Genomic DNA, 16,279 nt, shown 5'->3' on the forward strand with positions numbered 1-16,279 from the left:
CGGCGCCGGCACCTGTCGCGCCGCGCGCCGACGCGCCTTTGCCGCCGGATGTCGCGGTCGCCGCGCCGAACATGCCTGATGGCTACGACGCAACCGCGATGCCGATCGACCCGATGCGGCGGCTTCCTCTATATTGCGCAGAATGTCGACCGCACGCAGGTGCGGCTCGATGGATCGTGGCCGTGTCACGCCGGTGCGACCGACGTTCGGCCGGCCGAATGCTTGCGGGACGCGATCGGCCAAACGTGGGAATCGGGGTATCGATCGTGGTGCGCGCTATGGTGCGCCGCCGGCCGTGCATCGCTCGCTCTGCCGCACATGGCATGGCATCCGAGCCGCGCGCGCGATGACATCACCGGGTCGCTGTTCGTCCGTGCACGCATCAACAACCTGTTCGACGAGGATGACGAGCTTGCGTAAGTCTGCAACACACCGGAGCGCGACGCTGGTGCCGCGCCTGGCCGGCAACGATGGTCGGCGGAAGCATCGCGCGTCGTGCGCGATGCCGTGCGGCGCATGAGCGCCGCGCGTGCCGCCGCGATCTGGCTAGCGCTCGCGGCCGTGGTCGCGTTGCTGTTCGTCGCATCGCTGTCGATCGGCAGCGTGCCGATGTCACCGTGGCAGGCGCTCGCGTCGCTTGTGCCGCACGGCGGCGACGCACTGTTCGCCGACATCGTGCGCACGCTCCGGCTGCCGCGTGCGCTTGCGGGGTTCGCGTGCGGCGCGCTGCTTGCGCTGGCCGGTGCGCTGCTGCAGGTGCTGCTGCGCAATCCGCTCGCGGAGCCGTATGTGCTCGGCGTGTCCGGCGGCGCGGCCGGCTTCGCGCTCGTCACGATGATCGCGGGCGGCGCGTGGTGGCTCGTCGATGCGTCCGCGTTCGCCGGCGCGCTCGTTTCCGTCGCGCTCGTGCTCGGGCTTGCTCGCCGCGAGCTGTGGCGCGGCGACTCGCGCGATGCGTCGCCGCGGCTGCTGCTCACGGGTGTCGTGATCGCGGCCGGGTGGGGCGCGCTCGTCACGCTGCTGCTGTCGCTCGCGCCCGATGCGCGACTGCGCGGCATCATCTTCTGGCTGACGGGCGACCTGAACGGCGTGACGGCGCCGTGGTTCGCATGGGGCGCGCTGCTGGTGGCCGCATGCGTCGCGCTGCCGGCCGCGCCGCAGCTCAACGTGCTGCTGCGCGGCGACGCGACCGCACTCGCGCTCGGTGTGCCGGTCGCGCGAGTTCGCGTGCGGATCTACCTCGTCGCGTCGCTGGCCGCGGCGGCCGCGGTGACGACGGCCGGCACGATCGGCTTCGTCGGCCTCGTCGTGCCGCATGGGTTGCGGCTCGCATTCGGAAACGACCAGCGCATGCTGCTGCCCGCCGCGATGCTCGCGGGCGGCGGCGGCGTGATGGCCGCCGACCTGCTCGCGCGCACGGCGATCGCACCCGCGCAATTGCCGGTCGGCGTGATGACCGCGTTGATCGGCGTGCCGGTGTTCCTGTGGATGTTGCTGAGGAGACCGATGCGATGACGCACGCCGCACCGCACACTGCCGGCGACATGACCTACGCAGCGATCGATCTCACGCTGAAGGCCGGCGAACGGACGCTGCTCGACGGCTTCACGCAGGCGTTCCGTTCCGGCGAGATCTGGTGCGTCGCGGGGCCGAACGGCGCGGGCAAGACGACGCTGCTCGCGACGCTCGCGGGCCTGCAGCGACCGGCCGGCGGCCACGTCGAGATCGACGGCCGGCCGCTCGCCGCATGGCCGCCCGAACAGCTCGCACGGCGCCGCGCACTGATGCCGCAGCAATTGCACGATGCGTTCAGCGCGACGGTATTCGACACGGTGCTGCTCAACCGCTTCCCGTATCTCGGCGGCTGGGGATGGGAGCGCGACGGCGACCGCGCGGCCGCGCGCGACGCGCTCGCGACGTTCGGGCTGACCGCACTCGCGTCGCGCGACGTGCTGTCGCTGTCGGGCGGCGAGCGGCAGCGCGTCGCGCTGGCCGCGACGCTGTGCCAGGACGCGCCGCTGATGCTGCTCGACGAACCGCTCGCCCATCTTGACCTGCATCACCAGATCGACGGCCTGACCGCGCTGAGCGCATGGCTCGACGGGGGCCCGCGCACTGTACTGTTCTCATGCCACGACCTGAATCTCGCGCGGCGTTTCGCGACGCACGCGTTGTTGCTCGACGGCCGCGGCCATGCGTGGGCGGGCCCCGTGCACGATGTACTGACGCCGGCGCGCGCGAGCGACGCGTTCGGCTACCCGCTCGTGCTGATCCGCGAGAACGGCCGCGACGCGCTGCTGCCTGCGTGGCCCGAGCGACGATGAACTTCATTCTTTCGATGCGCGGCACCGGCCGCGCCAACAAGGCAACCTTCCGATGACGAATCCGACCGACTTCCCGCCCGCAATCGCGCCGCTCGACGACACGCTGCGAAAGCGCCTGCAGCATGTGATCGATCACAAGACCAAGCCGCCCGGCAGCCTCGGCCAGCTCGAGGCTCTCGCGCTGCAGATCGGCCTGATCCAGTGCACCGAGAAGCCGCATGTACAGCGTCCGGTGACGATCGTGTTCGCCGGCGACCACGGGATCGCGGCCGAGGGCGTGAGCCCGTATCCGCAGGCGGTCACCGCGCAGATGGTCGCGAACTTCCTGGCCGGCGGCGCGGCGATCAATGCGTTCTCGGGCGTCGCGCAGAGCGTGCTCGAGATCGTCGATGCGGGCGTCGCGTCGCCGCTGCCGGTGTCCGACCGGCTCGTGTCGCTGCCCGTCGCGCACGGCACGCGCAACTTCGCGGTTGAACCGGCGATGACGCCCGACGAAGCGAAGACGGCGCTCGCCGCCGGTGCGGCGCGCGTGCGCCTGCACGCCTCGCTAGGCACGAACGTGATCGGCTTCGGCGAAATGGGGATCGCGAACACGTCGTCGGCCGCATGCCTGATGAGCCGTCTGCTCGACGTGCCGATCGACGCGTGCGTCGGGCGCGGCACGGGCCTCGACGACCAGGGGCTCGCGCACAAGCGCGCGGTGCTCGGCCGCGCGCTCGTCCGGCATTCGCACGCGATCGCGCCGCTCGATGTGCTCGCGACGTTCGGCGGTTTCGAGATCGCGATGATGACGGGCGCGTATCTCGCGGCCGCGAGCGAGCGGATGACGATCCTCGTCGACGGCTTCATCGCGACGGCCGCGCTGCTGGTCGCCGAGCGCATCGCGCCCGGCGTGCGCGACTACTGCGTGTTCTCGCATGCGTCGCACGAGGCCGGGCACCGGCGCATGCTCGAGCATTTCGGCGCGAAGCCGCTGCTCGCGCTCGACCTGCGCCTCGGCGAAGGCACGGGCGCCGCGCTCGCGCTGCCGCTGGTGCGCGCGGCGGTCGCGTTCCTCACCGAGATGGCGAGCTTCGAATCCGCGGGCGTAGACAATCGTGACGCCTGAGCGCGCGAGCGGTGTACGCGCCGAACTGCGCTATTTCTTCGTCGCGCTCGGCTATTTCACGCGCGTGCCGGTGCCGCGCGCGATCGGCTACGCAGCCGGCGATCTCGATCAGGCGGCACGTTACTTTCCGCTGGTCGGCGCGTGCGTCGGCGCGTGGGGCGCGCTCGTTTATCTCGCGACACTGCGCGTGTTGCCCGCGTCGATCGCGGTCGGCCTGTCGATGGCCGCGACGCTGCTCGCGACCGGCGCGTTCCACGAGGATGGCCTGGCCGACAGCTGCGATGCGTTCGGCGGCGGCTATGCGCGAGACGACGTGCTGCGCATCATGCACGATTCGCGCATCGGCACGTTCGGCGCGGTCGCGCTCGTGATCGCGCTCGGCCTGAAATGGCAGGCGCTCGCGACCATGCCGCCGCTGCGCGCCGCGTGGACGATGATCGCCGCGCATGCGGCGAGCCGCGCGGGGGCCGTGAGCCTGCTGATGTCGCTCGACTATGTCCGGCCGGAAGGCAAGGCGAAACCGGTCGCGCAACGCATGGGCGCACGCGCCGCCTGGATCGCGGCCGCATTCGGGCTGCCGTGGCTGTTCTGGCCGGACTGGCGCGCGGGTCTCGCGGCTCTCGTCGCGCTCGTGCTCGTGCGCGCATGGGCGGCCCGCTATTTCGTGAAGCGGATCGGCGGTTATACGGGCGACTGCCTCGGCTTCGCGCAGCAGTTGAGCGAGCTGGCGATTTATCTCGTGGTGCTCGGATGGATCTCGTACTGATTCGCCATCCGGCCGTCGATGTCGAACCGGGCGTTTGCTACGGACGCAGCGACGTGCCGCTCGCCGCATCGGCCGAGGCGGGGGCGCGGGCCGTGCGCGAGCGTCTGGCGGCGCTCGGGGCGCCGTTGCCCGAGCAGGTCTGGACGAGCCCGCTGACACGGTGCACGTCGGTCGCCGAGCGGCTCGCACAGACGTTCGACGTGCCGCTGCGGCGCGATGCCGGCTGGCAGGAAATGGACTTCGGCGCGTGGGAGCTGCGGCGCTGGGACGATATCGACCGCGCGGCGCTCGATGCATGGGCGGCCGACCTGATGCATGCGTGCGCGCATGGCGGCGAAAGCGTCGCACGGTTCGCCGCGCGCGTCGCACGGATCGCGGACGCGGTCGCGCGGACCGACGCGCAGCAATGGGCGCTCACGCATGCAGGCGTGATTCGCGCATTCGCGTCGCATGCGTTGCGCGTGCCGCTCGATACGCTGCTGTCGCGACCGGTGCCGACGGGCGGCGTCGTCTGGTTGCGGACGGAGGATGCTGCGCGCACATGGGAAGTCGTCCACTGGGACGAATAGGCGAGCGCTTGCTCGTCTGACGCGCGCAAGGGCATCGAGGCCCGAAGTCAGCGCGCCGGCCGCCGCGCCCGTGCGGCGTCGAGATCCTCGCACAGTGCGGCCGCGCCTTGCGCGATGCGCGGCGACGGGCGGGTCAGCAAATCGCCGTCGATCGCGAACAGGTTGTTGCGCGCCACGGCCGTCAGCGCAGGCCACGCACGCCAGCGCGCGAGGCTCGGCAGCGGTGCGTCCGAACGTGTCGCGCCGGCACTCGTCGTCACGATCGCTTCCGGATTCGCCGCAAGCACGGCCTCGTCGGTGACGGTCGGCGCGAGCGGCTTCAGCGCCGCGAACACGTTGCGACCACCGCACAGCGTGATGACTTCGTTGAACAGATGCGCGCCGTTGAGCGTCGTCAGCGGGCGATCCCATACCTGGAAGAACATCGTGACGGGCGGGCGTGCCGCGTAACGCGCGCGCAGCGCGGCGATATCGTACGAGAACGATGCCGCGGCCGCGTCGGCGACCGGTTCCGTGCCGAGCAGCGTGCCGAGCCGGCGCAGCGACGTGGCCACGTCGTCGAGATGTTTCGGTTCACTGAAGAACAGCGGAATGTGGAGTGCACGCAGCGCGTCGGTTTGCCGCTCGGCGTTGCCGTGTCGCCAGACGACGATCAGGTCGGGCTTCAGCGCGGCGATTCGCTCGAGGTCGAGCGCCTTGTTGTCGCCGACGCGCGGCACGGCTTGCGCGGCGGGCGGGTAGTCGCTGTACGTGACCGTGCCGACCAGTTTCGCACCGCCGCCGGCCGCGTAGACCAGCTCGGTCGCATGCGGCGCGAGGCTGATCACGCGTTGCGCCGGCGCGGGCAGCGCGACCGTATTACCGGCATCGTCGCGGGTCGTCACGTCCGCGTGAGCGAAGGGCGCGTGCGCGAGCGCGACCAGCGACGCGAGGGCCGGCAACCGGCGGAACAGGCAGGCGTTCATGCGGATGCCTGTGACACCGTCGGGACGCACTGCGAGAGTGCGTCGGCGACGCGCCGCCATTCGGCTTCGTTGCCCGGCAAGCCGACGCGCACGCTCGACGGTCGTGCAAAGTACCGCGTCCAGATCCCGTGTGCGGCGAGCGCCGCGTGCAGCGCGGCGGCGCGCGGATCGTCGGTCCAGCTGAACAGCGGCGTCGCGTGCACCGCGAAGCCGTGCGTGCGCAGTAGCGCGGCGAGGCGCTGGCCGTCGGCCGCGAGCCGCGCGCGCGCGGCGGCCTGCCATGCGCGGTCGGCGAAGGCGGCGGCGACCGCGTGACGCGCGGGGCCGCTCACGGTCCATGCGCCGAGCATGTCGCGCAGCGCGGCGACCCGCTCGGGACCGGCGAGCACGAAGCCGGCTCGAATGCCGGCGAGTCCGAAGAACTTGCCGACCGAGCGCAGCACGACGAGGCCCGGACGATCGGTGAACTGCGCGAGCGATGGCGTGGCGCCCGTATCCGCGAATGCCTCGTCGACGATCAGCGTGCCGCCGCGTGCCGACAGCTGAGCATGCCAGCCGAGCAACCGTTCGGCCGGAACGAATTCTGCGGTCGGATTATTCGGATTCCCGACGATGACGTGGCGTAGCGTTGCGGGCAGCACGTCCGCGTCGATGTCGAGCGGGACGACGCGATGGCCGTGGCGCGCGAATGCAGGTGCGTATTCGCCGTACGCGAGCGCAGCGACGCCGGCGTCGCCAGTCGGCAGCAGCGCGGGCAACGCGCGGATCGCGGCCTGGCTGCCGGCGACCGGCAGCACGTGCGCGGCATTGGGTGCGCCGTAGTAGCCGGCCGCGCATGCGGCGAGCGTATCGCCGTCGTCGGGCAGCCGGCGCCATGCGTCGGCCGGGACCGGCGGCACCGGATAGCCGACGGGATTGATGCCGGTCGACAGGTCGAGCCAGGCGTCGTACGGAATGCCGTGGCGGCGCGCGGCTTCGTGCAGGTTGCCGCCGTGCGGGATGCGTGCGTCAGACATGATGGGTAGCGAGAATGAGTGCGCCGCTCGCGACGAGCAGCGCGAGCCACAGCGCGAGCGTGCGCGTGACGAGCGACAGCGCGGCGACGACGTGCACGGCCGTCGCCGGCGCGCCGGTGCCGAGCGCGGGACGGTCTTCGATTTCGCCATGATAGACGGCCGGGCCGCCGAGCTGCACGTTCAGGCTGCCGGCGCCGGCAGCCATCACGGGGCCTGCGTTCGGGCTGTCCCAGTGGCGCGCCTGGGTGCGCCAGCAGCGCCACGCGGCGGCCGTGTCGCCGAGCAGCGCGTAGCTCGCGGCGGTGAGGCGCGCGGGAATCCAGTTGAGCGCGTCGTCGAGGCGCGCGGCGGCCCAGCCGAACGTCAGGAAGCGCGGTGTGCGGTAGCCCCACATCGCGTCGAGCGTGTTCGCGAGCCGGAACAGCAGCGCGCCGGGGCCGCCCGCGACGACGAACCAGAAGAGTGCGCCGAAGATCGCGTCGTTGCCGTTCTCGAGCGCCGATTCGACGGCCGCGCGCGACAGTGCGCCTTCGTCGGCTTCGCTCGTGTCGCGCGAGACGATGCGTGCGGTCAGCGCGCGCGCGGCGTCGAGGTCGTGCCGCAGCAGCGCGGCGGCGATCGGTGCGACATGGTCGGCGAGGCTTTTCGCGCCGAGCGCGAACCACAGCAGCGCGACGTGCAGCGCGGCCGCGAGCGGCCAGGGCAGCACGGCCGCGAGCCATGCGGCGACGGCCACCGGCGGCACCACCGCCGCGAGCCATGCGGCGACGCCGACCATGCGGCCGCGCCGGCCCGTGTTCAGCGCGCCTTCGATGCGCGCGGCGAGCCGGCCGAACGCGACGAGCGGATGCCAGCCGGCCGGTTCGCCGACGATGCGATCGACGATCGCGGCCGCGACCGCGAGCATCGCGACGACCGGCAGCGACAGCATCAGCATGACGGCGCTCCGGCCTTGAGTTCGAGCGGCAGCCCGGCGACCAGCAGTGTCACGCGCGTCGCGAGCGCGGCGATGCGCTGGTTCAGGCGCCCGAGTTCGTCGACGTAGCGGCGCGTGACCGACCCGAGCGGCACGACGCCAAGCCCGATTTCGTTGCTGACGATAATCACCTTCGCGCGCGCACCGCACAACGCGTGCTCGAGCCGCTCGACCTGCGCCGCATACTGCGCATCGTCGAGCGGTTCGCCGTCGAGCGGGCACAGCAGGTTCGTGAGCCACAGCGTCAGGCAGTCGACGAGCAGGCACGCGCGCGGATCGTCGAGCCGCGCGAGCGTGCCGGCGAGGTCGACGGGTGCGTCGGCGAAGCCCCAGTCGGCCGGCCGGCGCGCGCGGTGATGCGCGATGCGCCGTTCGAATTCGGCATCGGCGGCCGTCGCGGCCGCGGTCGCGATATAGGTGACGGGGCGGCCGCTGTCGGCGGCGAGCCGCTCGGCGTGCGCGCTCTTGCCCGAGCGCGCGCCGCCGAGGACGAAGGTGAGGTCGTGCGGAATCATCGCGTGATTGTAACGGCGCACGCGTGGCGGCGCGGGCGATAATGCGGCCTTTGCTTCGCCACGACCTTGCATACGATGAACGCACCCGAACCGCAGCCGCGCGGCACGTTGATGATCCAGGGCACGACGTCCGACGCGGGCAAGAGCACGCTCGTCGCGGGCCTGTGCCGCCTCGCGCGTCGCGCGGGCGCGCGCGTCGCGCCGTTCAAGCCGCAGAACATGGCGCTGAACAGCGCGGTGACGGCCGATGGCGGCGAGATCGGCCGCGCGCAGGCGTTGCAGGCGCTCGCCGCGGGTGTCTTGCCACATACCGATTTCAACCCGGTGCTGCTGAAGCCGACGAGCGATCGCGGCGCGCAGGTGATCATCCACGGCAAGGCGCGCATGAACCTCGATGCGCGTGCGTACCACGACTACAAGCCGGTTGCGTTCGACGCGGTGCTCGAGTCGTACGCGCGGCTGCGTGCCGGCTACGACACGGTGCTCGTCGAAGGCGCGGGCAGCCCGGCCGAAATCAACCTGCGCGAAGGCGATATCGCGAACATGGGCTTCGCCGAACGCGTGGACTGCCCGGTCGTGCTGGTGGCCGACATCGACCGCGGCGGCGTGTTCGCGCACCTGGTCGGCACGCTCGCGTGCCTGTCGGACAGCGAGCGCGCGCGCGTGCGCGGCTTCGTGATCAACCGCTTTCGCGGCGACATCAAGCTGCTCGAACCGGGCCTCGACTGGCTGCGCGCGCAGACGGGCAAGCCGGTGTTCGGCGTGCTCCCGTACCTGCACGGGTTGATGCTCGACGCGGAAGACATGCTGCCATCGCAGGCGCGCAGCGCCGCCGCCTTGCGCGGCGACGCCGGCGTGCTGCGCGTGGTGGTGCCCGCGCTGCCGCGGATCAGCAACCATACCGATTTCGATCCGCTGCGCGCGCATCCGCAGGTCGAGTTCACGTACTGGAAGAGCGGCCCGGCGCCCGATGCCGACCTGCTGATCCTGCCCGGCTCGAAAAACGTGCAGCGCGATCTCGCGTGGTTGCGCGACGCGGGCTGGGACGCGCTGATCCGCCGGCACCTGCGCTATGGCGGCAAGGTGATCGGCATCTGCGGCGGCATGCAGATGCTCGGCCGCACACTGGACGATCCGCTCGGCCTCGAAGGCGCGCCCGGCAGCATGCCGGGGCTCGGGCTGCTCGACTTCGACACGACGCTGCAGCCGGACAAGACGCTGAAGAACGTGACCGGGCATCTCGCGCTGCCCGGCGCGGCCGCCGTGCACGGCTATGAGATCCATATGGGCGACACGCGCGGCCCTGCGCTCGCGTCGCCCGCGCTGGAACTGGCGGCGGGCGACGCACCGGGCGGCGTGCGCACGGACGGCGCACGGTCGGCCGACGGGCAGATCCTCGCGACCTACGTGCACGGGCTGTTCGACGCGCCCGACGCGTGTGCGGCACTCCTCGCGTGGGCGGGGCTCGACGGGGCGGCGCACATCGACTACCCGGCGCTGCGCGAGGCGTCGCTGGAGCGGCTGGCCGATTCGTTCGCCGAGCATCTCGACCTGCGCGCGCTGTACGCGGAGTTCCGCTGACGCAGGGCGTGCCTGGCCTGGCATTTTGCGGCGGAGCGTGTACAACTCAGATGGGCGGAGGTCCGCCGAAGGAGCGCGACGATGAAGGCTCGATGGTGGTTGGGCATGCTGCTCGCGGCGCTGCTGGGCGCGTCGGCGGTGGCGCATGCGTGCGACTCGTACGCGCCGGGCGGCGGCCCGGCCGGTTCGGGTGACGCCGCGCAAGGCAAAAGCGGCGGCTGACGTTAGTAGCCAGTACGGGCAGCGGGGCACGATCGGTCGTGCCCCTTTTTACGACGCAATTCGTTCCTGCGGGGAATCAGTTAAAGCCGTATCGCGTGTTTATTGGTCGAATTGATTCGAATAGAGTGCGATCCATTCTCATCCACTCATGAAGGAATTCGCCATGACCTCGCATCGCCTGAACGATCTCGGCGCGACGCTGCTGCGCGTCGCACTCGGTGTGCTGTACCTCGCGCACGTCGCGCAGAAGGTGTTCGTCTTCACGCTGCCCGGCACCGCGCAGTTCTTCGCGTCGATCGGCCTGCCGGGCTGGCTCGCGTATGTGACGACGTTCGTCGAACTGGCCGGCGGCCTTGCGCTGCTCGCGGGCTTCCGCGTGCGTATCGCCGCGCTGGCGCTGCTGCCGTTCATGCTCGGCGCGGTGTCCGCGCATCTGCCCAACGGCTGGAGCTTCGCGTCGCCGAACGGCGGCTGGGAATATCCGGCGTTCTGGGCCGTCACGCTGGCCGTGCAGGCGCTGCTGGGCGGCGGCGCGTTCGCGCTCGGCGCACCGCGTGCCGCGGCGCGAACCGCTTGAAAGGGGGCGCGCATCGGCGCAACCCGTTCCGGTGACACCCCGTTTGCCGATATCATCGCTCCCTGTATCCGCAATCGAGCGGCGCCTGCCAGGCGGCAGGTGCCGCGCGGCTTTTTCGGGGGAATTCATGACGGTCATCGTGGTGGCAAATCCGAAGGGCGGCGTGGGGAAAAGCACGCTGTCCACCAATCTTGCCGGCTATTTCGCGGCGCAGGGCGCATGGGTCGCGCTCGCCGATCTGGATCGGCAGCAGTCCGCGCATGCGTGGCTCGACCTGCGGCCGGCCGGCCTGCCGGCGATCGAGGCGTGGAGTCTCGATCCGGACGCGCCGTCGAAGCCGCCGCGCGGCCTCGAATATGCGGTGATCGACACGCCGGCCGGCCTGCACGGCAACCGGCTGAACGTCGCGCTGCAGCTCGCCGACAAGGTGATCGTGCCGCTGCAGCCGTCGATGTTCGATATTCTCGCGACCCAGCAGTTTCTGGAGCGCCTCGCCGGCGAAAAGGCCGTGCGCAAGGGCAGCGTCGAGGTCGGGATCGTCGGGATGCGGGTGGACGCGCGCACGCGCTCGTCCGACCAATTGCACCGTTTCGTCGAAGGGCTCGGGCTGCCGGTGCTCGGCTACGTGCGCGACACGCAGAACTACGTGCAGATCGCCGCGCACGGCCTGACGCTGTGGGACGTCGCGAAAAGCCGCGTCGAGAAGGATCTCGAACAGTGGCGGCCGATCGTCGAATGGGCCGAGCGTCGCGCGCCGAAAGCGGAGAAGGTCGCCAAGGCGTCTTGATCGCCGATGGCCGAATACCGGCGAGGCCAGGTGCAGCAGGGTGAATGAAGAAGGGCCTGATCCGGCATCGTGACGGATCAGGCCCTTTCTCTTCCTGCATATGCGACTGCGCGGCGCCCGCCGTCACGGCGCGTGGGCGCGCCGAGGCAGCGATCCGGCGCGTCGCGACACGCCGGCCGCGGCGTGGATCAGGTCCAGTTCTGCGTCGGCACGTGATCGCGGTGGCCCTTGATCTTGTTGCCTTCGTCGATGAACACGAGCTTCGGCTTCCAGCCGGCCTGCAGCTCGGCTTCATCGACCATCGCGAACGCCGCGATGATCACGAGGTCGCCGAGTTGCGCGCGGCGAGCGGCCGAGCCGTTCAGCGAAATCATCCCGCTGCCGCGCTCGCCCTTGATCGCGTACGTCGAGAAGCGCTCGCCGTTGTTGATGTTCCAGATGTCGATCCGTTCGTTTTCGATGAGGCCCGCCGCTTCGAGCAGGTCTTCGTCGATCGCGCACGAGCCTTCGTAATGCAGCTCGCAGTGCGTGACGGCCGCGCGGTGGATCTTCGATTTGAGCATATGGCGCTGCATGGTATCTCCGTGATGCGTGAGAGGCGAGGGCGGGCGGCCCGTCAGATTTCCAGGTTGTCGATCAGGCGCGTCGCGCCGAGTTTCGCGGCCGCGAGCACGACGAGCGGCTCGCCGGCTTCGAGTTCGGCGGCGCTCGGCGCGATCAGGTTCGCGCGGCGGCGGATCGAGATGTAGTCGGGCGCCCAGCCGCGCTCGGCCAGGTGCGCGCGCGCGGTCTGCTCGAGCCTGCCGAGGTCGCGTTCGCCGCCGAGCACGCTGTCGCGCACGCGCTGCAGCGTCTTCGCGAGTTCGGGCGCTTCCTTGCGCTCGTCGGTCGTCAGGTAGCGGTTGCGCGACGACAGCGCGAGGCCGTCCTCGTCACGCACGGTCTCGGCCGCGACGATGTCGACGGGCAGCGCAAGCTGCTGGCACATCCGGCGCACGATCATCAACTGCTGGTAGTCCTTCTTGCCGAACACGGCGACGCGCGGCTGCACGCACGACATCAGCTTCGTGACGACCGTGCACACGCCGGCGAAGAAGCCCGGGCGAAACTCGCCCTCGAGAATCCCGCCGAGATCGTCGGGCGGCAGCACGCGGTACTCCTGCGGCTCCGGATACATGTCGCGCTCGGTCGGCGCGAACAGCACGTAGACGTTTTCCTTCTGCAGCTTCTCGATGTCGTCCTGGAGCGTGCGCGGATATTTGTCGAAATCCTCGTTCGGGCCGAACTGCAGCCGGTTGACGAAGATGCTCGCCACGACCGGGTCGCCGTGCTGACGCGCGAGGCGCATCAGCGACAGGTGACCTTCGTGCAGGTTGCCCATCGTCGGCACGAACGCCGTGCGGTTCTGTCCGCGCAACTGGTCGCGCAGTTCCTGGATCGAGCTGATGACTTTCATGATCGGGTAGCGGGTTCCTCGCGCAGGCGCGCGTTGGCGCCGCAACAGCGGCGTCGGGGTCGAAGCGGAGAACGCCGGCGCGCGGGCGGCGCATCGGGCGTCGGCGGATTGTAGAGGATTTGGCCGCCGGGCGCATCGAAAAAAGTACGATCGTTCACTTTTTGATCGGGCGCACCGCGAGCGAGCCGCGCCGGCGGGCCCGGCGGCAGGATGCGGTGCATTTCGGTGTGCGGGGTGGCGCGGGCGCAGCGGCGCGCCTTACGCGGGCAGGTACGCGAGGCGCACGTAGATCGGCGCGAACGGTTCGGCCTGCGTGATCTCGACGAGCGATTCGCGCGCGAGTTCGAGCATCGCGATGAAGTTCACGACGACGACCGGCACGCCGCGCGACGTGTCGAACAGGTCGGCGAACTCCATGAAGCGTGCGTTTTGCAGCCGGCGCAGGATCAGGCTCATATGTTCGCGCACCGACAACTCCTCGCGGGAGATCTTGTGGTGCTGGACGAGCTTCGCGCGCTTGAGCACGTCGGCCCATGCGGCGCGCAGGTCGTCCGAATCGACGTCCGGAAAGCGCGGCGTGATGCTCTGCTCGATGTAGACCTCGGCGCGCAGGAAGTCGCGGCCGAGCTGCGGCAGCTGGTCGAGGCGTTGCGCGGCGAGCTTCATCTGCTCGTATTCGAGCAGGCGGCGCACGAGTTCCGCGCGCGGATCCTCGGCTTCCTCGCCGGTATCGGCCTTCTTGACCGGCAGCAGCATTCGCGACTTGATCTCGATCAGCATCGCGGCCATCAGCAGGTATTCGGCCGCCAGCTCGAGGTTCGACGTGCGGATCTGGTCGACGTAGCCCAGATATTGCGCGGTGACCTGCGCCATCGGGATGTCGAGCACGTTGAAGTTCTGCTTGCGGATCAGGTACAGCAGCAGGTCGAGCGGGCCTTCGAACGTCTCGAGGAACACCTCGAGCGCATCGGGCGGGATGTAGAGATCCTGCGGCAGCTTGAAGAGCGGCTCGCCGTACAGACGTGCGAACGCCGCGACACCGTCAACCGTGTCGGGCGTCGAATCGGCGCCCGCGGGCGCGGCAATCGCGTCGTCCTGCCGGGCGGCGCTGGCCTCGTCGGCGGCGCTCACGTCGTCAGAAGTTCTGGTAGTAGACGTAGGACGTTTGCTTCACGCGCGATTCCTGCTGCTCGGCGCGCTCGTCGAGGTCGATCGGCTGCTTGTCCCACAACAGCGAACGGCCCTTGCGCTGCTCTTCTTCGAGCGTCGGCTTCTGTTGCTTGAGCTGGTTCAGGAATTGCGTGACGTCGGACTGGTACGGCATGGCTTGGCTTTCCGTTTCGGGCGGCGCACGACGCGCCGGGTTCGCGATGGCGGGATTTTACCGCATCGCGGGGAACAGCCGGCGGCAATCGCGCGTCGAATCCGCTGGCCGACACCCGCGGCCCGACCGGCCGGGCCCGCGCGCGCTTCGTTGCGTCCCGGCGTCAAAGCGGTGCCCGTGCGGGCAGAGCCGCCGCCCTGTGGTCAAATACGGGGTTTTCCACACAATCACGACAACCGAGGACGAGGTCATATTTGGCGGGTCAGGTGAACCAGCAGGCACATACGGCGCATGAGGCGAGCCCGCGCGCGGCGCGTCACCGCGGTCGTCGCGCGCGGCGCGGCGCCGGTGCGGCGGCCCGGGCAGCCCTCGTGGGCTGTCTCGCCGCGTTCGTGGTGCTGCCGGCTTACGCGAAGTACGACGTCGATATCGACGCGCCGCGCGCGATCCGCAAGCTCCTCGAGGCCCATCTCGACATCGCGCGCTTCGCCAAGCGCGACGACATCAGCGACGACCAGTTCGACTTCCTCGTGACCGCCACGCCGCAGCAGGTGCGCGACCTGACCGCGACGGCCGGCTATTTCTCGCCGGTCGTGCGCACCGACGTGCGCACGCGCGACGGCAAGCGCGACGTGCGCGTCGCCGTCGATCCGGGGCCGCAGACCGTCGTGTCGACGGTCGACCTGGCATTCAAGGGCCCGGTCGGCACCGAGGATCCGAAGCAGGAGGCCGCGACCCGCTTCGCGTTCTCGCTGAAGCCGGGCGACCCGTTCACGCAGTCCGACTGGGACGGCGCGAAGGGGGCGGCGCTCAGGCAGTTGCAGTCGCGCCGCTACCTGGGCGCGAAGATCGCGTCGTCGGAGGCGCGCGTCGATCCACGCACGCAGCGCGCGACGCTGGCCGTCACGTTCGACAGCGGCCCGACGTTTACAATCGGCAAGGTCGACGTCGACGGCGTGCGCCGCTATCCGGAAAAGATCGTCACGAACGTCAATCCGCTGTCGGAAGGCGAGATCTACGACGTGCAGCGGATCACCGAGCTGCAGCGGCAGTTGCAGAACACGCCGTACTACGCGAGCGTCGCGATCGACGTCGGCGACGATACGGCGAAGCCCGAGCGCACGCCCGTGCACGTGAAGGTCAGCGAGTTTCCGTACAACAACATCCGCGGCGGCGTCGGCTATGCGACCGATACGGGCCCGCACGTGCAGGGCTCCTACACGTATCTCGACACATTCGGCGCCGCGTGGCCGCTCACCGTGTCGGGCCGGCTCGACCAGATCCAGCAGTACGGCCAGGTCCAGCTGTCGATGCCGCCGGGCGAGAAAGGATGGACCAACAGCGTGCTCGCGTCGTACACGAACACCAACGTGTCGGACACGCGCATCTACAGCGCGCGGGTCGGCGTGCAGCGGACACGCACCGGCCAGTTCATCGACTACGCGTACTCGCTGATGTTCTACCAGGACCGGCTCGACCAGAACGGCGCCGGCCCGACCACGAGCCGCGCGCTGGTGCCGCAATGGGCATGGACGCGCCGCAACGTCGACGATCCGCTGTTCCCGCGCTCGGGCAACCTGATTCACGCGGAGGCCGGCTTCGCGATCAAGGGCGTGCTGACCGATCAGACCTTCATCCGCGGTTACGCGCGCGGCCAGCAGTACCTGCCGATCGGCAAGCGCGACCTGTTCGTGTTCCGCGCGGAGCTCGGCGGCGTGTTCACGAGCGGCAGCTCGAGCGGCGTGCCGGCGTCGCTGCTGTTTCGCGCGGGCGGCTCGAATTCGGTGCGCGGCTATGGCTACCAGAGCATCGGCAACAGCGTCGACGGCTCCGTCCTGCCGACCAAGTACCTGATGACGGGCACCGCCGAATACCAGCACTGGTTCAACCGCGACTGGGGCGCCGCGACCTTCTTCGACATCGGCACCGCGACCGATGCGTGGGGCGAGCGCGTGTTCTACCCGGGCGTCGGCATCGGCGCGCGCTGGCGCAGCCCGGTCGGCCCGATCAACGTCGACGTCGCGTACGGACTGCGCAACCACAGCGTGCGCCCGTACCTGACGCTCGGCATCGCTTTCTGACCTTGTTGCACG

The 16,279-nt window shown here is 70.1% G+C and carries 18 protein-coding genes; 10 read left to right on the forward strand and 8 right to left on the reverse strand.

Annotation, left to right across the window (positions count from 1 at the left end; all coding sequences use genetic code 11):
* Positions 1 to 516 precede the first annotated feature (516 nt).
* Genes DIE08_RS03800 through cobC form a run of 5 tightly spaced genes read left to right on the forward strand, consistent with a single transcriptional unit; the run spans position 517 to position 4,767 of the window.
* Entirely contained in the window at positions 517 to 1,515 is a 999-nt protein-coding gene (locus DIE08_RS03800) for an iron ABC transporter permease (protein WP_124901039.1), read from the forward strand.
* Positions 1,512 to 2,324 carry an ABC transporter ATP-binding protein gene (locus DIE08_RS03805; RefSeq protein WP_059603794.1) on the forward strand — a complete coding sequence of 271 codons (813 nt, stop codon included), beginning with the start codon at positions 1,512 to 1,514 and terminating at the stop codon, positions 2,322 to 2,324. Before DIE08_RS03800 ends, DIE08_RS03805 begins: the two co-directional genes overlap by 4 nt.
* A gap of 52 nt (positions 2,325 to 2,376) precedes the next feature.
* A complete protein-coding gene (cobT, locus tag DIE08_RS03810) occupies positions 2,377 to 3,432 on the forward strand; it encodes a nicotinate-nucleotide--dimethylbenzimidazole phosphoribosyltransferase (RefSeq protein WP_124901040.1) in 1,056 nt (351 codons plus the stop codon).
* Entirely contained in the window at positions 3,422 to 4,198 is a 777-nt protein-coding gene (locus DIE08_RS03815; RefSeq protein ID WP_124901041.1) for an adenosylcobinamide-GDP ribazoletransferase, read from the forward strand. The genes cobT and DIE08_RS03815 overlap by 11 nt, the downstream gene beginning before the upstream one ends.
* Positions 4,183 to 4,767: an alpha-ribazole phosphatase gene (gene cobC / locus DIE08_RS03820; protein ID WP_124621607.1), complete on the forward strand. Its 585-nt coding sequence runs from the start codon at positions 4,183 to 4,185 to the stop codon at positions 4,765 to 4,767. Before DIE08_RS03815 ends, cobC begins: the two co-directional genes overlap by 16 nt.
* A gap of 47 nt (positions 4,768 to 4,814) precedes the next feature.
* Here cobC and DIE08_RS03825 read toward each other — a convergent pair whose 3' ends face one another.
* Genes DIE08_RS03825 through cobU form a run of 4 tightly spaced genes read right to left on the reverse strand, consistent with a single transcriptional unit; the run spans position 4,815 to position 8,239 of the window.
* The gene (locus DIE08_RS03825; RefSeq protein ID WP_124901042.1) at positions 4,815 to 5,732 is read right to left on the reverse strand and encodes a cobalamin-binding protein; all 918 of its coding nucleotides are present in this window, start codon (positions 5,730 to 5,732) and stop codon (positions 4,815 to 4,817) included.
* The gene (gene cobD / locus DIE08_RS03830; RefSeq protein ID WP_124901043.1) at positions 5,729 to 6,748 is read right to left on the reverse strand and encodes a threonine-phosphate decarboxylase CobD; all 1,020 of its coding nucleotides are present in this window, start codon (positions 6,746 to 6,748) and stop codon (positions 5,729 to 5,731) included. The genes DIE08_RS03825 and cobD overlap by 4 nt, the downstream gene beginning before the upstream one ends.
* Positions 6,741 to 7,685 carry an adenosylcobinamide-phosphate synthase CbiB gene (gene cbiB, locus DIE08_RS03835; RefSeq protein WP_124621612.1) on the reverse strand — a complete coding sequence of 315 codons (945 nt, stop codon included), beginning with the start codon at positions 7,683 to 7,685 and terminating at the stop codon, positions 6,741 to 6,743. Before cbiB ends, cobD begins: the two co-directional genes overlap by 8 nt.
* Positions 7,679 to 8,239: a bifunctional adenosylcobinamide kinase/adenosylcobinamide-phosphate guanylyltransferase gene (gene cobU, locus DIE08_RS03840; RefSeq protein WP_124901044.1), complete on the reverse strand. Its 561-nt coding sequence runs from the start codon at positions 8,237 to 8,239 to the stop codon at positions 7,679 to 7,681. The genes cbiB and cobU overlap by 7 nt, the downstream gene beginning before the upstream one ends.
* Before the next feature lie 75 nt (positions 8,240 to 8,314).
* On the opposite strand from cobU, the gene DIE08_RS03845 reads away from it, so the two are divergent.
* The 4 genes from DIE08_RS03845 (at position 8,315) to DIE08_RS03855 (ending at position 11,406) form a co-directional block, all read left to right on the forward strand.
* Positions 8,315 to 9,820, forward strand: a complete 1,506-nt coding sequence (locus DIE08_RS03845) for a cobyric acid synthase (protein ID WP_124901045.1) — start codon at positions 8,315 to 8,317, stop codon at positions 9,818 to 9,820.
* An 81-nt stretch (positions 9,821 to 9,901) separates the two neighbouring features.
* The gene (locus DIE08_RS35485; protein WP_170296487.1) at positions 9,902 to 10,042 is read left to right on the forward strand and encodes a hypothetical protein; all 141 of its coding nucleotides are present in this window, start codon (positions 9,902 to 9,904) and stop codon (positions 10,040 to 10,042) included.
* A gap of 163 nt (positions 10,043 to 10,205) precedes the next feature.
* The gene (locus DIE08_RS03850; RefSeq protein ID WP_124901046.1) at positions 10,206 to 10,619 is read left to right on the forward strand and encodes a DoxX family protein; all 414 of its coding nucleotides are present in this window, start codon (positions 10,206 to 10,208) and stop codon (positions 10,617 to 10,619) included.
* 127 nt (positions 10,620 to 10,746) lie between these two features.
* Positions 10,747 to 11,406, forward strand: coding sequence for a ParA family protein (locus tag DIE08_RS03855; RefSeq protein WP_059603772.1), 660 nt, complete (start codon positions 10,747 to 10,749; stop codon positions 11,404 to 11,406).
* Positions 11,407 to 11,594: 188 nt separating this feature from the next.
* On the opposite strand, the gene panD is transcribed toward DIE08_RS03855, so the two are convergent.
* The 4 genes from panD to DIE08_RS03875 all read right to left on the reverse strand — a co-directional run bounded on the left by panD (position 11,595) and on the right by DIE08_RS03875 (position 14,186).
* Positions 11,595 to 11,981, reverse strand: a complete 387-nt coding sequence (gene panD, locus DIE08_RS03860) for an aspartate 1-decarboxylase (protein ID WP_006484038.1) — start codon at positions 11,979 to 11,981, stop codon at positions 11,595 to 11,597.
* 41 nt (positions 11,982 to 12,022) lie between these two features.
* The gene (gene panC, locus DIE08_RS03865) at positions 12,023 to 12,862 is read right to left on the reverse strand and encodes a pantoate--beta-alanine ligase (RefSeq protein WP_124901047.1); all 840 of its coding nucleotides are present in this window, start codon (positions 12,860 to 12,862) and stop codon (positions 12,023 to 12,025) included.
* A 258-nt stretch (positions 12,863 to 13,120) separates the two neighbouring features.
* Positions 13,121 to 13,993, reverse strand: a complete 873-nt coding sequence (locus DIE08_RS03870; protein WP_059527573.1) for a ScpA family protein — start codon at positions 13,991 to 13,993, stop codon at positions 13,121 to 13,123.
* A 4-nt stretch (positions 13,994 to 13,997) separates the two neighbouring features.
* Entirely contained in the window at positions 13,998 to 14,186 is a 189-nt protein-coding gene (locus tag DIE08_RS03875; protein ID WP_044849219.1) for a DUF3460 family protein, read from the reverse strand.
* Between the two features lie 254 nt (positions 14,187 to 14,440).
* On the opposite strand from DIE08_RS03875, the gene DIE08_RS03880 reads away from it, so the two are divergent.
* Positions 14,441 to 16,267 (forward strand): autotransporter assembly complex family protein, encoded by a 1,827-nt coding sequence (locus DIE08_RS03880; RefSeq protein WP_124901048.1) that lies wholly within the window; start codon positions 14,441 to 14,443, stop codon positions 16,265 to 16,267.
* Positions 16,268 to 16,279: the final 12 nt, after the last annotated feature.

The organism is Burkholderia sp. Bp9004 (genome assembly GCF_003858025.1).
GTDB classification, from domain to species: Bacteria; Pseudomonadota; Gammaproteobacteria; order Burkholderiales; family Burkholderiaceae; genus Burkholderia; species Burkholderia diffusa.

Coding starts and splice junctions, on each gene's coding strand:
- cobU (WP_124901044.1), bottom strand. CDS start 8,239: ATGATTCCGCACGACCTCACCTTCGTCCTCGGCGGCGCGCGCTCGGGC.
- DIE08_RS03875 (WP_044849219.1), bottom strand. CDS start 14,186: ATGCCGTACCAGTCCGACGTCACGCAATTCCTGAACCAGCTCAAGCAA.
- cobD (WP_124901043.1), bottom strand. CDS start 6,748: ATGTCTGACGCACGCATCCCGCACGGCGGCAACCTGCACGAAGCCGCG.
- cbiB (WP_124621612.1), bottom strand. CDS start 7,685: ATGCTGATGCTGTCGCTGCCGGTCGTCGCGATGCTCGCGGTCGCGGCC.
- DIE08_RS03845 (WP_124901045.1), top strand. CDS start 8,315: ATGAACGCACCCGAACCGCAGCCGCGCGGCACGTTGATGATCCAGGGC.
- DIE08_RS03850 (WP_124901046.1), top strand. CDS start 10,206: ATGACCTCGCATCGCCTGAACGATCTCGGCGCGACGCTGCTGCGCGTC.
- DIE08_RS03855 (WP_059603772.1), top strand. CDS start 10,747: ATGACGGTCATCGTGGTGGCAAATCCGAAGGGCGGCGTGGGGAAAAGC.
- cobC (WP_124621607.1), top strand. CDS start 4,183: ATGGATCTCGTACTGATTCGCCATCCGGCCGTCGATGTCGAACCGGGC.
- DIE08_RS03800 (WP_124901039.1), top strand. CDS start 517: ATGAGCGCCGCGCGTGCCGCCGCGATCTGGCTAGCGCTCGCGGCCGTG.
- panC (WP_124901047.1), bottom strand. CDS start 12,862: ATGAAAGTCATCAGCTCGATCCAGGAACTGCGCGACCAGTTGCGCGGA.
- DIE08_RS35485 (WP_170296487.1), top strand. CDS start 9,902: ATGAAGGCTCGATGGTGGTTGGGCATGCTGCTCGCGGCGCTGCTGGGC.
- panD (WP_006484038.1), bottom strand. CDS start 11,981: ATGCAGCGCCATATGCTCAAATCGAAGATCCACCGCGCGGCCGTCACG.
- cobT (WP_124901040.1), top strand. CDS start 2,377: ATGACGAATCCGACCGACTTCCCGCCCGCAATCGCGCCGCTCGACGAC.
- DIE08_RS03805 (WP_059603794.1), top strand. CDS start 1,512: ATGACGCACGCCGCACCGCACACTGCCGGCGACATGACCTACGCAGCG.
- DIE08_RS03825 (WP_124901042.1), bottom strand. CDS start 5,732: ATGAACGCCTGCCTGTTCCGCCGGTTGCCGGCCCTCGCGTCGCTGGTC.